Here is a 14892-nt window from a genome sequence, read left to right on the forward strand (position 1 = left end):
GATTTTAGGAGAAATTTAGAATGGCAGCTAAAGAAGTTAAATTTGGTGATGACGCGCGAACAAAAATGCTTCGTGGTGTGAATATTCTTGCTGATGCAGTTAAAGTTACTTTAGGTCCAAAAGGTCGTAATGTTGTTTTAGATAAATCATACGGTGCTCCATTAATTACAAAAGATGGTGTATCTGTGGCACGAGAAGTCGAATTAGAAGATAAATTCGAGAACATGGGTGCACAAATGGTTAAAGAAGTTGCATCAAAAGCGAACGATGCAGCTGGTGATGGTACAACTACTGCTACAGTATTAGCTCAAGCAATTGTTAACGAAGGTTTAAAAGCCGTTGCAGCAGGCATGAATCCAATGGATTTAAAACGCGGTATTGATAAAGCGGTTATTGCTGCGGTAGAAGAACTTAAAAAATTATCTTCTCCTTGTGCTGACTCTAAGGCTATTGCACAAGTAGGAACGATTTCTGCTAACTCAGATGAAACTGTTGGTAGTTTAATTGCACAAGCAATGGAAAAAGTTGGTAAAGAAGGCGTTATTACTGTTGAAGATGGTACTGGTCTACAAGATGAACTTGATGTTGTTGAAGGTATGCAGTTTGACCGTGGCTATTTATCACCATATTTCATTAACAAACCAGAAACAGCAACAGTTGAACTAGATAGCCCTTATATTCTACTTGTTGATAAAAAAATATCTAATATCCGTGAATTGTTACCTGTGCTTGAAGCTGTTGCTAAAGCAGGTAAATCATTATTAATTATCGCTGAAGATGTTGAAGGTGAAGCACTAGCAACATTAGTGGTTAATACCATGCGTGGTATTGTTAAAGTTGCTGCGGTAAAAGCACCTGGTTTTGGTGATCGTCGCAAAGCAATGTTACAAGATATTGCTATTTTAACAGCGGGTACTGTTATTTCTGAAGAAATTGGTCTAGAACTTGAAAAAGCAACACTTGAAGATTTAGGACAAGCAAAACGTGTAGTTATTAATAAAGACAATACAACTGTTATTGATGGTGTAGGTGAAGAATCTTTAATTAATGCTCGTGTTGAACAAATTCGTAAACAAATTGAAGAGTCAACTTCTGACTATGATAAAGAAAAACTTCAAGAACGTGTAGCTAAATTAGCTGGCGGTGTTGCTGTTATTAAAGTTGGTGCAGCAACTGAAGTTGAAATGAAAGAGAAAAAAGCGCGTGTTGAAGATGCACTACATGCAACCCGTGCAGCCGTTGAAGAAGGTGTTGTTGCAGGCGGTGGTGTTGCTTTAGTTCGTGCGGCTAGTGCGATTACATCACTTAAAGGTGATAATGAAGATCAAAACGTAGGTATCAAAGTTGCACTACGTGCTATGGAAGCACCATTGCGTCAAATCGTAACTAACTGTGGTGAAGAAGCCTCTGTTGTTGCTAATTCAGTAAAAGCAGGCCAAGGTAACTATGGTTATAACGCATCAACCGAAGAATATGGTGATATGATTGCAATGGGTATTTTGGATCCAACAAAAGTTACTCGTAGTGCATTACAATATGCTGCATCAGTAGCTGGCTTAATGATTACCACTGAATGCATGATTTCAGAATTACCTAAAGAAGACAAAGCTGATTTAGGTGCTGCTGGAATGGGTGGCATGGGTGGTATGGGCGGAATGATGTAATTCACGCACACGCAATATACTCAAAAAAAATGAAAACCACTCTAACATGAGTGGTTTTTTTATTTAGCTAACTTCATCTTTAAAATTCAGTAAGACAAAAATTATTTTTTAGTTATGAATTATTGTTTAGTCGTCAAAATAGTATTAATTTTACTTTTTATTAACTAACAATGATGATTACTCACCATTTTGCTAAAACACTATTTTCTTTATTTAGAGTTATTTAATAAATGATTTAAATAATCGGCAATTTTAACCGCGCCCTTCTGTCGATATTCATCAGCCATTTTTGCGACCCTATCTTGCGCAGTTGTATCATAACGGAACAATTGTTTAAAAGTCTGGTCGGCTTCTTTGATGTCATTATTTTGTAGCGCGCAATAACCTAACTGTTCTAACCCATCTATTTTCCATTTTGGTTTATCTAAGCTAATCGCATGTTTGAATTGTATTTTTGCTTCATTATAACGCTCTCTTGCACATAAAAAAGAACCATAATGATTAGAATACAGCCCATTCATGGGCTCCATTTTTACTATATTTCTATAAATCATATCAGCTTCATCATATTGCCCTACATGCTGGTCAAATAATGCCATGCCCAACATGATATTGGGGTTATTAGGCGAATATTGATTAGCTAAATTCAGATTATAATGTGCTTTCTTAATATTTTCTGTCGATTCTTCAGCCTGCGCTAAATAACCTAACCCTAACTTTAGTCTAGCAAAAGCAGCTTTTTCAGGATTAAACTCTGCTTGTTGCTGTTCAGTAAATTGGCATCCAACTAAAGTAAATGAAAATAGTACACTTAAGACAACAAAATATAACTTTTTTGAAACCATCATTCTAAACATTCCAAGATTAAGTCTGTCTTACTTTGATTTGCGTTTGTTTTAACGCAGATTTAATGATCTTCGTTCTTTTTGTACGATCTAATACATCGCCGGCTAATTGACCACATGCAGCATCAATGTCATCACCGCGAGTTTTACGAATAATCACAGTAAAACCATACTCCATTAACGTTTTCATAAATCGATCAATACGCGTGTTAGAACTGCGAGAATAAGGTGCTCCAGGGAATGGATTCCAAGGAATAAGATTTATTTTACAAGGGGTATTTTTAAGAAACTTTGCTAATTGGTGAGCATGTTCAATACCATCATTGACTTGATTAAGTAATACATATTCAATGGTTACTTTACCATGATTAGCATTTGAAACGGCTAAATAACGATGAATAGAATCCCGTAACATCGCCATATTATATTTTTCATTGATTGGCATAATTTGATTACGAATTTCATCGTTAGGCGCATGTAATGACACGGCTAACGCCACATCAATCATTCCAGCCAATTTATCCAACGCAGGAACGACTCCCGATGTAGACAACGTTACCCTACGCTTAGATAAGCCATATCCAAAATCATCAAGCATAATCTCCATTGCAGGTACAACATTAGAGATATTTAATAACGGTTCACCCATTCCCATCATAACGACATTAGTAATTGGGCGATCAGCCAGTTTACCTGTCAATCCAATCACTTTGGAAGCTCGCCATACTTGTCCAATAATTTCTGAAACCCGTAGATTTCGATTAAAACCTTGTTGTGCAGTAGAACAGAATTGACAAGCTAAAGCACAACCTACTTGCGATGAAACACACAACGTTGCTCTGTCTTTTTCAGGAATATAAACACATTCAATTAATTGATTATTACCGACATCTAACGCCCATTTTATCGTACCGTCAGTGGAGCGTTGCTCTTCTGCGATCTCTGGAGCTTTAATTTCGGCAATTTTAGCTAACTGATCACGTAATTTTTTATTGATATCAGTCATTAATTCAAAATCATCATAGCCAAAATGATAAATCCATTTCATAACTTGATCAGCTCGGAATGGTTTTTCTCCTAAGCTCTTAAAAAATTCACGCAATTCTTGACGTGTGAAATTTAACAAATTGACCTTTTCCGTCGGTTGACTATTTGATAAAAAGGGATGATTAGGTAATTCAGTTTGAGTTGTTACATTATTTACTACAGTCATACGGCCTCGTTTTTACACATTACGGCAATAAAAAATATGAATAAAATTAAAAGGAGGATTATAATAGTTTTAAATTCATCTGGCTAATATAATTCTATTTTTTGAGATTTTAATAGCATGAAAAAATTTATTTTATTAATTCTAATTTTTACAACTTTTACGTCTATGGCTGATTCACTATCATTAAATAAATTAATTGGGCAATTTGATGAAAAAAAAGATGCTGATTTTATTTCGCTAGATTCTACAATTTTACCCGTGAATAAATCTGGTATGTATTTACAAAAAGAAGTAACCCAACAATTGATTAAAGCATATCAGGATTTTAAAAAGGTAAATCCTAACATTCCTTTTATTATAGTTAGTGCTACTCGGAATTATGATTATCAAAATCGTATTTGGCAAAATAAATGGAATACAATATTTGCAAAACTAAAAAATGAACAAAAAACAGCCGAAGAAATTTTAAAATACTCGTCAATGCCTGGAACTTCAAGACATCATTGGGGAACAGATGTTGATATTACGAGTGTTTCAAATGAATACTTTAAAAGCAATCCTCAAGGTAAAATTCTTTACCAGTGGTTACAAGACAATATGCCAAAATATGGCTTTTGCCAACCATTCAATAATGGAAGAAAAGGAGGTTACTTACCGGAAGAATGGCACTGGTCTTATCATCCAATATCTAAAAACTATTTAGCAAAATATAAAGATATATTTGATAAAGATTCACAATTAATTATTAATAAACTTAATTTTGTCGGACACAATAAAATCCAACTAAAGGAATTTATTAAAGAATATGTATTTGATATTAATTCAGAATGTTACTAATTAACCACGCCAATAGGGTAATTTAATTGTCATATTTAGACCTCGGCTTTCTCTATTTTTAGCCTGAATTGATCCATTATGCATTGTGATACTTTTACGTGCTATTGCTAGCCCTAATCCGTATCCTTTTCCTAATTGTGGCGATTGGATTCTGACAAAAGGCTCAAATATGCTAGATAATTTATGTACATCAACACCTGGACCATGATCACTCACAACTACTTGTAAATATTTACCCACCTCTTTTAAATGAATATCAATTTGCTGTTCTTTTTGTGAAAAACGAATAGCATTTCGGATAATATTCTCAATTGCTCGCCGAATTTGTTCAGAGTTTCCTTTAATTATTGAATGAATAATGGGTTCACATGTAAAATTGATAATTATATGTTGCGGTTCAGCCTCATATTTAGCATCATCAACAATAACACTTATTAACGCTTTTAAATCGAAATATTCATCTAACGAATTATTCATTTCAGCACGTGAATAATTTAATATTTCACCTATTAGTGCATCTAAACGTTGCGATTCAAGTTCAATTCGTGCAAGTGAATTATCAATATTTTGTTTATTCTGTTGCGCCAATCCAATTGCTAGTTGTAATCTTGCCAAAGGCGTTCTAAGTTCATGCGAGACATCATGTAATAAGACTTGTCTATCCGTAATTAGTATATCTAATTGTTCAACCATCGAATCAAAATCTTTAGCTAATTCACTAAGTTCATCATGACGTAATTTAAGATGTTCATAAAGTCTAACAGACAAATCACCTTGTGATACACGGAAAAAGCCTTGGCGTAAGAGTTTCATTGGCCGAGTGAGATTCCAAGCTAAAAATAAACTAAATAGTAAACCACCACTAATTCCCATTAAAAACATCGGAATAGGCAGGTTAAAAATAGAACCATTTGAATAATTTTTATTGTTATCTTTGAAAGTGATTAAATAAATAATACCATCCGGCGCTATGGCGGTTTTTTGATAGATAAAAGCACCATCTTTCAAATCATTAGATACAACTTTTATATGCTCATCCTGAGCATTAGATAGGGTAATGGAAAAACATAAACGTTCAGGTTCTGGTAAATGGGATATGAAATTAACTGCTTCACGTTCACCAGAAATTTGAAGCAATTGAGCTATCATTTCTACTTTGGTAGGAATGTGGTAATAGGTTTTTGCATAACGATTTTGAATATAAAAACTGAAACCAATCCAAGTCAATTGAAAAGTAAGATAAAAGATACCCCAAAATATGATAAGTATCTTCCAAAATAAACGTCTGTTCATCACACTTACTAATTATCTTATACGATAACCAACAGCTCTAATGGTTTCAATAGTTATTGCATCTCGAGTCAGTTGATGCAATTTTTGTCTAATATTACTAATGTGAACATCAACACTTCGATCATAAAGTTCTCGAGCTCGTCCTAATCCTTCTTCAGATAATTCTTCTTTCGTTACAACTCTATCGTTATTTTTAACAAGCAATGCTAATAAATTAAATTCAGTAGAAGTCAGTTCAATTGTAATATTTTTCCACATACATAACCTTTGTGGAATGTCTAATGTTAGATCATGGAATTGATATTTTTTATCATCAAGTTCTGCATAAGGTTGTTTATCATCCATTCGACGCAATACAGCTCTCAATCTAGCCAGTAATTCTCTCGGATAACATGGTTTAGGAATATAATCATCAGCTCCTAGCTCTAACCCTAGAACACGATCAATATTATCTCCTTTTGCAGTTAACATAATAACAGGAGTATTTAGTGATTGTCGGATATTTTTAAGAACATCAATACCGTTGAGATCAGGTAACATGATATCTAATATAATCGCTTTATATTCACCCGTAAGCGCTTCATTAATACCTTCTTGCCCTTGATGGACAACTTTAACTTTAAAACTTTCATTTGTTAAGTATTCACTTAGCATCTGAGACAGTTCAACATCATCATCAATTAGTAGAATATTAATCATAGCAATATAAGTAAATAATTATAGATAATCTATATTATCAGTTAGATACCAAAAATGTCAGTCATTTTTACTAAAATATTACATCATTCTGTTAATTATTATATATAAATCGCATATTTTTTGATAAAGATGTGAAGTAAAAACTGAATTAACAATAAATAAAGCAATTTCATTGTTATTCAAAAGTATATTAATAAGAGCCGGGAAATATTTTGAATGTTAAAGCAACTTCAATAAGATGATTTAAAAATTAAGTTTCTATAATTTATAAATAAATTAGTACAAGGACATCATTTATGATAATAATAAGGTAAGACTTAGACTTAAAATGAATATAAGATAAGTGTGGCATTGGAGTATTACATTATGAAAGGGTAAGGACTAATGGCTATGATGAACTAATCAGGAATCAGAATCTTAATCTTAATTTTAGTCTTATAAATTAAGATAGATATGGTTTAATGACAACAATATAACAGCAATAAAAAAACCCCATCCTTGCGGACGAGGTCGGTATTTTATAGTCTGGCGGTGACCTACTCTCACATGGGGTAACCCCCACACTACCATCGGCTCCACGGCGTTTCACTTCTGAGTTCGGCATGGGTCAGGTGGGACCACCGCAACATCGCCGCCAGACATATCCTGTCTAACTTCTCTAACTCTTCAGAACAAGCTCTTCTTTCCAAAAACAACTCCGAGTTGTAAGGTTAAGACTCTCGGCTCATTAGTATCAGTTAGCTCAATGTATCACTACACTTACACACCTGACCTATCATCGTCCTAGTCTCGAACGGACCTTACTGAATCTCTTCAGGGAAAACTCATCTCAAGGCTAGTTTCGTGCTTAGATGCTTTCAGCACTTATCTATTCCGCACGTAGCTACCGGGCAATGCAATCGGCATCACAACCCGAACACCAGCGGTGCGTTCACTTCGGTCCTCTCGTACTAGAAGCAAACCCTCTCAATTTTCCTACGCCCATGGCAGATAGGGACCGAACTGTCTCACGACGTTCTAAACCCAGCTCGCGTACCACTTTAAACGGCGAACAGCCGTACCCTTGGGACCTACTTCAGCCCCAGGATGTGATGAGCCGACATCGAGGTGCCAAACACCGCCGTCGATATGAACTCTTGGGCGGTATCAGCCTGTTATCCCCGGAGTACCTTTTATCCGTTGAGCGATGGCCCTTCCATTCAGAACCACCGGATCACTATGACCTACTTTCGTACCTGCTCGAGCCGTCACTCTCGCAGTCAAGCTAGCTTTTGCCATTGCACTAACCTCCTGATGTCCGACCAGGATTAGCTAACCTTCGTGCTCCTCCGTTACTCTTTGGGAGGAGACCGCCCCAGTCAAACTACCCACCAGACAGTGTCCCTTGCCTCGATTCAGAAGCATAGGTTAGAACATCAAACATTAAAGGGTGGTATTTCAAGGTCGACTCCATGCATACTGGCGTACACAATTCTCAGTCTCCCACCTATCCTACACATTAAGGCTCAATGTTCACTGTCAAGCTATAGTAAAGGTTCACGGGGTCTTTCCGTCTTGCCACGGGTACACCGCATCTTCACGGCAATTTCAATTTCACTGAGTCTCGGGTGGAGACAGCCTGGCCATCATTACGCCATTCGTGCAGGTCGGAACTTACCCGACAAGGAATTTCGCTACCTTAGGACCGTTATAGTTACGGCCGCCGTTTACTGGGGCTTCGATCAAGAGCTTCTGCTTGCGCATAACCCCATCAATTAACCTTCCAGCACCGGGCAGGCGTCACACCGTATACGTCCACTTTCGTGTTTGCACAGTGCTGTGTTTTTATTAAACAGTTGCAGCCAGCTGGTATCTTCGACTGATTTCACCTACATCCGCATGGGATTTCAATTACCATCAGCGTGCCTTCTCCCGAAGTTACGGCACCATTTTGCCTAGTTCCTTCACCCGAGTTCTCTCAAGCGCCTTAGTATTCTCTACCTGACCACCTGTGTCGGTTTCGGGTACGATTACATATAACCTGATGCTTAGAGGTTTTTCCTGGAAGCATGGCATCAATTACTCCGCCACCTTAGTGACTCGTCATCACGCCTCAGGGTTTCAGTGACCGGATTTGCCTAATCACACCCCTACACGCTTAACCCATTATCCAATATATGGTAAACCTAGCCTTCTCCGTCACCCCATCGCAGTTATATCTAGTACGGGAATATTAACCCGTTTCCCATCAGCTACGCATCTCTGCCTCGCCTTAGGGGTCGACTCACCCTGCCCCGATTAACGTTGGACAGGAACCCTTGGTCTTCCGGCGAGCGGGCTTTTCACCCGCTTTATCGTTACTTATGTCAGCATTCGCACTTCTGATACCTCCAGCACCCCTCTCAGGATACCTTCACAGGCTTACAGAACGCTCCCCTACCCAATATGCTTTCGCATACTGCCGCAGCTTCGGTGCATAGTTTTAGCCCCGTTACATCTTCCGCGCAGGCCGACTCGACTAGTGAGCTATTACGCTTTCTTTAAATGGTGGCTGCTTCTAAGCCAACATCCTAGCTGTCTAAGCCTTCCCACTTCGTTTCCCACTTAACTATGACTTGGGGACCTTAGCTGGCGGTCTGGGTTGTTTCCCTCTTCACGACGAACGTTAGCACCCGCCGTGTGTCTCCCATGCTCGAACTTGTCAGTATTCGGAGTTTGCATCGGGTTGGTAAGCCGGGATGGCCCCCTAGCCGAAACAGTGCTCTACCCCCAACAGTTATACATGAGGCGCTACCTAAATAGCTTTCGGGGAGAACCAGCTATCTCCCGGTTTGATTGGCCTTTCACCCCCAGCCACAGGTCATCCGCTAATTTTTCAACATTAGTCGGTTCGGTCCTCCAGTTAGTGTTAACCAACCTTCAACCTGCCCATGGCTAGATCACCGGGTTTCGGGTCTATACCCTGCAACTTAACGCACAGTTAATACTCGGTTTCCCTTCGGCTCCCCTATTCGGTTAACCTCGCTACAGAATATAAGTCGCTGACCCATTATACAAAAGGTACGCAGTCACTATTACCCAATGGTAACAGCTCCCACTGATTGTACGTACACGGTTTCAGGTTCTATTTCACTCCCCTCGCCGGGGTTCTTTTCGCCTTTCCCTCACGGTACTGGTTCACTATCGGTCAATCAGGAGTATTTAGCCTTGGAGGATGGTCCCCCCATCTTCAGACAGGATATCACGTGTCCCGCCCTACTCTTCAAGCTTTCACATATTTAGTCTTCGTGTACGGGACTATCACCCTCTATCGTCTAACTTTCCAGATAATTCCACTAACTCTATATGCTTCCCACTTTGGGCTCCTCCCGGTTCGCTCGCCGCTACTTCGGGAATCTCGGTTGATTTCTTTTCCTCGGGGTACTTAGATGTTTCAGTTCTCCCGGTTCGCCTCATATGACTATGTATTCATCATATGATAATGCAGTTACCTGCATTGGGTTTCCCCATTCGGACATCGACGGCTATTGCGCTTTTTATCAGCTTACCGTCGCTTTTCGCAGATTAACACGTCCTTCATCGCCTCTGATTGCCTAGGCATCCACCGTGTACGCTTAATTTCTTAACCTTACAACTCACAGTTGTCTCTGGTTTTCTTTTACGCTTTCTTCTCTTATCATATCTTCACCACATAAATTCATTCATGCAGTTACAATATCATTCGAGAACTCGTTTCTTTCAGCTTGTTCCTACTTGTTAAAGAGCTTTATCTCTCTATTCACTTATCAGTAAATACAAAGATAATTTATTGAGAGAATAAATAATGGTGGAGCTAAGCGGGATCGAACCGCTGGCCTCCTGCGTGCAAGGCAGGCGCTCTCCCAGCTGAGCTATAGCCCCATCTATCTTCACTTCATCACTTCTACCAATTCGATTCGACACCAACTTCGCAGGAATACAAACCTCTTCTCAGCAGAGCTTTTCTCAAATTGGTGGGTCTGAGTGGACTTGAACCACCGACCTCACCCTTATCAGGGGTGCGCTCTAACCACCTGAGCTACAGACCCAATAAAGTGCTTCTCTCTTCATAACAAACAATCTGTGTGAACACTGCCAGGCGCTTCGTAAGGAGGTGATCCAACCGCAGGTTCCCCTACGGTTACCTTGTTACGACTTCACCCCAGTCATGAATCACACCGTGGTAAACGCCCCCCTTGCGGTTAAGCTATCTACTTCTGGTGCAACCCACTCCCATGGTGTGACGGGCGGTGTGTACAAGGCCCGGGAACGTATTCACCGTGACATTCTGATTCACGATTACTAGCGATTCCGACTTCATGGAGTCGAGTTGCAGACTCCAATCCGGACTTAGACGTACTTTAGGAGGTCCGCTCCAGCTCGCACCTTCGCTTCCCTTTGTATACGCCATTGTAGCACGTGTGTAGCCCTGGTCGTAAGGGCCATGATGACTTGACGTCGTCCCCACCTTCCTCCGTTTTATCAACGGCAGTCTCCTTTGAGTTCCCGACCTAATCGCTGGCAACAAAGGATAAGGGTTGCGCTCGTTGCGGGACTTAACCCAACATTTCACAACACGAGCTGACGACAGCCATGCAGCACCTGTCTCACAGTTCCCGAAGGCACTCCCTCATCTCTGAAAGATTCTGTGGATGTCAAGACCAGGTAAGGTTCTTCGCGTTGCATCGAATTAAACCACATGCTCCACCGCTTGTGCGGGCCCCCGTCAATTCATTTGAGTTTTAACCTTGCGGCCGTACTCCCCAGGCGGTCGATTTATCGCGTTAGCTTCGGAGCCCATCACTCTAGGCAACAAACTCCAAATCGACATCGTTTACAGCGTGGACTACCAGGGTATCTAATCCTGTTTGCTCCCCACGCTTTCGCATCTCAGCGTCAGTATCTGTCCAGAAGGCCGCCTTCGCCACCGGTATTCCTCCACATCTCTACGCATTTCACCGCTACACGTGGAATTCTACCTCCCTCTACAGTACTCCAGATCACCAGTTTTAAATGCTATTCTCAGGTTGAGCCCGAGGCTTTCACACCTAACTTAATCATCCGCCTACATGCCCTTTACGCCCAGTCATTCCGATTAACGCTCGCACCCTCCGTATTACCGCGGCTGCTGGCACGGAGTTAGCCGGTGCTTCTTCTGTAACTAACGTCAATTATATGTGCTTATCCCACACATAACTTCCTCATCACCGAAAGTACTTTACAACCCTAAGGCCTTCTTCATACACGCGGCATGGCTGCATCAGGGTTTCCCCCATTGTGCAATATTCCCCACTGCTGCCTCCCGTAGGAGTCTGGACCGTGTCTCAGTTCCAGTGTGGCTGGTCATCCTCTCAGACCAGCTAGAGATCGTCGCCTTGGTGAGCCTTTACCCCACCAACTAGCTAATCTCATATGGGTTCATCAAATGGCAAGTGCCCGAAAGCACCCTTTGGTCTCGCGACATTATTCGGTATTAGCAGTCGTTTCCAACTGTTGTCCCAATCCATTCGGCAGATCCCCATACATTACTCACCCGTCCGCCACTCGTCATCAAGTGCAAGCACTCATGTTACCGTTCGACTTGCATGTGTTAAGCCTGCCGCCAGCGTTCAATCTGAGCCATGATCAAACTCTTCAATTTAAAGTTTGATGCTCAATAACTGTCTCTGACATATTCAAATGAATCTTCAGTGTCACTTATTAAGACTTGATTTCTTTTAAGTCCGTAGACTTTAATTCTTTGTCCTAACAGTGCCCACACAGATTGTCTGTTATTTACTTTTTAAAGAGCTGACAGTTTTTTCCGTTTCGGCTTACTGTCTCAAGGGTTGCGTATACTACGCTACCTCTTATTTCATGTCAAGAAGTTTTTTAACTTTTTTTAAAAACTTTCTTCACTTCACTTTGCAACCTTGACTTTCTTTTCGTTCGTCTCAATCGCTAAGTGAGTTGGGCATTATAGAGAACTTTTTCTTTTTAGCAAGCATAAAATGTCATTTTATTTTCAGTCGCGCAATCTTTAATCATGACTAAATATTAACTAATTGATATTTAATAAGATCATACTTTTTTAAGCTCTCAAGAGTTTTATCTACCTGAGGATTAAATAATGTACTGATAACAGTATGACTCATTTGATTCTTATCATTAATAAGTGCTAAGTCATAATTATCCTTTAATAAATAATGAACTCTAGATGCAATGGCATGACCTGAATCAATAAAAGTAGAGAGCGGAAAAATCTCTTGGAGCTCATCTTTAATAAATGGATAATGCGTACATCCTAAAACAATAGTATCTGGAACAACTGTTAATTGTAACCATGGTTGCATGAGCATATTTAGTTTTTCTTTATCAACGGCAATACCTTGTAATTTAGCCTCAGCAATCATTGCTAATTCCGACACACCTAGCAACTCTATATGAAATCCCTGAGCAAATTCATTTATTAGATTGTAAGTATATTGTCTTTGAACCGTTGCTTTCGTTGCCAGTAAACCTATACATTTATTCTGAGTGATTAAAGTAGCAGGTTTAATTGCTGGCACCACACCCACAATTGGAATTAAAAATGATTGCCGCAATGAAGGTAAACATATAGTACTAGCTGTATTACACGCAATTACAATCAAATCAAAGGAATAAAGTTTTAATGCTGCAGCAATAACTTTATTTACCCTTTCGACTAGAAATTCACTTGATTTATCGCCATAAGGAAACGCCTGATTATCAAATAAATAAAAATAATTTGCACTTGGGATTTTTTGCCGAACTTCATTATAGACTGATATTCCACCAATGCCTGAATCAAAAATAAGTATATTAGGTGTTCGATTCATGACATCATCCTGCTTATCTTGATTAACATAAAACAACATAAAAAAATGGATATGATATGGTATATGCTAAGCAAAATCTGATTTATTGCAAGATATCACTGAATGAATAATCTATTTTTAATGTTCGGAACCAACCAGATATTAAAGAAAATCGTTATAAAAATTGATATTTAATAGCATCTAGTTGTTCAACACATTAATAAAATCCATACATTAATTTTAATAAAATTAACTGGCTTTTTAGTAGTGAGTTGATTAGAATAGCCGTCTAGACGCTCAAACTGCTAGATAGATAATTAAAAATTAAAATCTTTCTATGCATCTAACTCAGTATTTAGGAGAGTATAAATGTCAGAATTCTTATTTACCTCTGAATCTGTTTCAGAGGGTCATCCGGATAAAATAGCCGATCAAATCTCGGATGCTGTGCTTGATGCCATTTTAAAGCAAGACCCTAAAGCACGTGTAGCTTGTGAAACGTATGTTAAAACAGGAATGGCCTTAGTCGGAGGTGAAATTACCACTTCTGCATGGATTGATATTGAAGAATTAACTAGAAAAACTATTCAAGATATTGGTTACACTAGTTCTGAAATGGGATTTGATGCCCGTTCTTGTGCGGTATTAAATGTTATTGGTAAACAATCTCCTGATATTAATCAAGGCGTTGACCGTTCGAATCCATTAGATCAAGGTGCAGGTGATCAAGGAATTATGTTTGGCTATGCAACAAATGAAATGCCAAATTTAATGCCTGCTGCCATTACCTTTGCTCATGAACTAATGAAACGTCAAGCCTTAGTTCGTAAGAATGGATTATTACCGTGGTTAAGACCAGACGCAAAGAGCCAAATTACTTTAATATATGAAGATAATAAAATTAAAGGGATTGATGCTATCGTATTATCAACACAACATGCTGAAGAAATCTCACTTGATGTGTTAAAAGAAGCAGTAATGGAAGAAATTATTAAACCTGTGTTACCAGCTGAATGGTTAACCTCTCGTACCAAATATTTTATCAATCCTACTGGACGATTTGTCATTGGCGGTCCTATGGGAGACTGTGGTTTAACAGGTCGTAAAATTATTGTTGATACTTATGGCGGAGCAGCTCGTCACGGTGGTGGTGCGTTCTCAGGCAAAGATCCATCAAAAGTAGATCGTTCAGCAGCTTATGCTGCCAGATATGTTGCTAAAAATATTGTCGCAGCTGGATTGGCAGATCGTTGTGAATTACAAATTTCGTATGCAATTGGTATTGCCGAACCAACTTCTATATATATTAATACCTTTGGTACGGAGAAAGTTTCTCACCGAACTATTGTTGAATTAGTCAAAGAGTTTTTTGATTTACGTCCTTATGGTTTAATTAATATGTTAAATCTGATTCAACCTATCTACCAAAAAACAGCATCATACGGACACTTTGGGCGCGATGAATTCCCTTGGGAAAGTATTGATAAAGCTGAACTGTTGCGCGATGCAGCTAACCTAAAATAATT

General features: G+C 39.1%; 8 protein-coding genes, 2 tRNA genes and 3 rRNA genes. 3 read left to right on the forward strand and 10 right to left on the reverse strand.

The window, feature by feature from the left end; genetic code table 11:
- Nucleotides 1–20 precede the first annotated feature (20 nt).
- A complete protein-coding gene (groL, locus tag FPB0191_RS10500) occupies nt 21–1664 on the forward strand; it encodes a chaperonin GroEL (RefSeq protein WP_039105961.1) in 1644 nt (547 codons plus the stop codon).
- A 209-nt stretch (nt 1665–1873) separates the two neighbouring features.
- Here the strand turns inward: groL and FPB0191_RS11815 are convergent, their stop codons facing one another.
- On the reverse strand, nt 1874–2512 hold the full coding sequence (locus FPB0191_RS11815; RefSeq protein WP_052236941.1) for a hypothetical protein: 639 nt from the start codon (nt 2510–2512) through the stop codon (nt 1874–1876).
- A 16-nt stretch (nt 2513–2528) separates the two neighbouring features.
- Entirely contained in the window at nt 2529–3722 is a 1194-nt protein-coding gene (rlmN, locus tag FPB0191_RS10510) for a dual-specificity RNA methyltransferase RlmN (RefSeq protein ID WP_052236942.1), read from the reverse strand.
- Between the two features lie 117 nt (nt 3723–3839).
- Between rlmN and FPB0191_RS11820 the strand changes: the two genes are divergently transcribed.
- On the forward strand, nt 3840–4559 hold the full coding sequence (locus FPB0191_RS11820) for a M15 family metallopeptidase (protein WP_052236943.1): 720 nt from the start codon (nt 3840–3842) through the stop codon (nt 4557–4559).
- On the opposite strand, the gene FPB0191_RS10520 is transcribed toward FPB0191_RS11820, so the two are convergent.
- The 8 genes from FPB0191_RS10520 to murI form a co-directional block, all read right to left on the reverse strand.
- Nucleotides 4560–5852 (reverse strand): ATP-binding protein, encoded by a 1293-nt coding sequence (locus tag FPB0191_RS10520; protein ID WP_039105963.1) that lies wholly within the window; start codon nt 5850–5852, stop codon nt 4560–4562.
- Between the two features lie 12 nt (nt 5853–5864).
- Nucleotides 5865–6548 (reverse strand): response regulator transcription factor, encoded by a 684-nt coding sequence (locus tag FPB0191_RS10525; RefSeq protein ID WP_039107056.1) that lies wholly within the window; start codon nt 6546–6548, stop codon nt 5865–5867.
- A 526-nt stretch (nt 6549–7074) separates the two neighbouring features.
- Nucleotides 7075–7190 (reverse strand): 5S ribosomal RNA (gene rrf, locus FPB0191_RS10530).
- Between the two features lie 67 nt (nt 7191–7257).
- Nucleotides 7258–10158: ribosomal RNA gene (locus FPB0191_RS10535) — 23S ribosomal RNA — on the reverse strand.
- 196 nt (nt 10159–10354) lie between these two features.
- Nucleotides 10355–10430: transfer RNA gene (locus tag FPB0191_RS10540), tRNA-Ala, on the reverse strand.
- Between the two features lie 90 nt (nt 10431–10520).
- Nucleotides 10521–10597, reverse strand: a tRNA-Ile gene (locus FPB0191_RS10545).
- 58 nt (nt 10598–10655) lie between these two features.
- Nucleotides 10656–12189 (reverse strand): 16S ribosomal RNA (locus FPB0191_RS10550).
- The 16S, 23S and 5S rRNA genes sit together here with 2 tRNA genes alongside, the layout of an rRNA operon.
- 388 nt (nt 12190–12577) lie before the next feature.
- Entirely contained in the window at nt 12578–13387 is an 810-nt protein-coding gene (gene murI / locus FPB0191_RS10555; RefSeq protein ID WP_082018314.1) for a glutamate racemase, read from the reverse strand.
- 348 nt (nt 13388–13735) lie between these two features.
- On the opposite strand from murI, the gene metK reads away from it, so the two are divergent.
- Nucleotides 13736–14890 (forward strand): methionine adenosyltransferase, encoded by a 1155-nt coding sequence (metK, locus tag FPB0191_RS10560; RefSeq protein ID WP_039105965.1) that lies wholly within the window; start codon nt 13736–13738, stop codon nt 14888–14890.
- Nucleotides 14891–14892: the final 2 nt, after the last annotated feature.

The organism is Frischella perrara (assembly GCF_000807275.1).
GTDB lineage: Bacteria > Pseudomonadota > Gammaproteobacteria > Enterobacterales > Orbaceae > Frischella > Frischella perrara.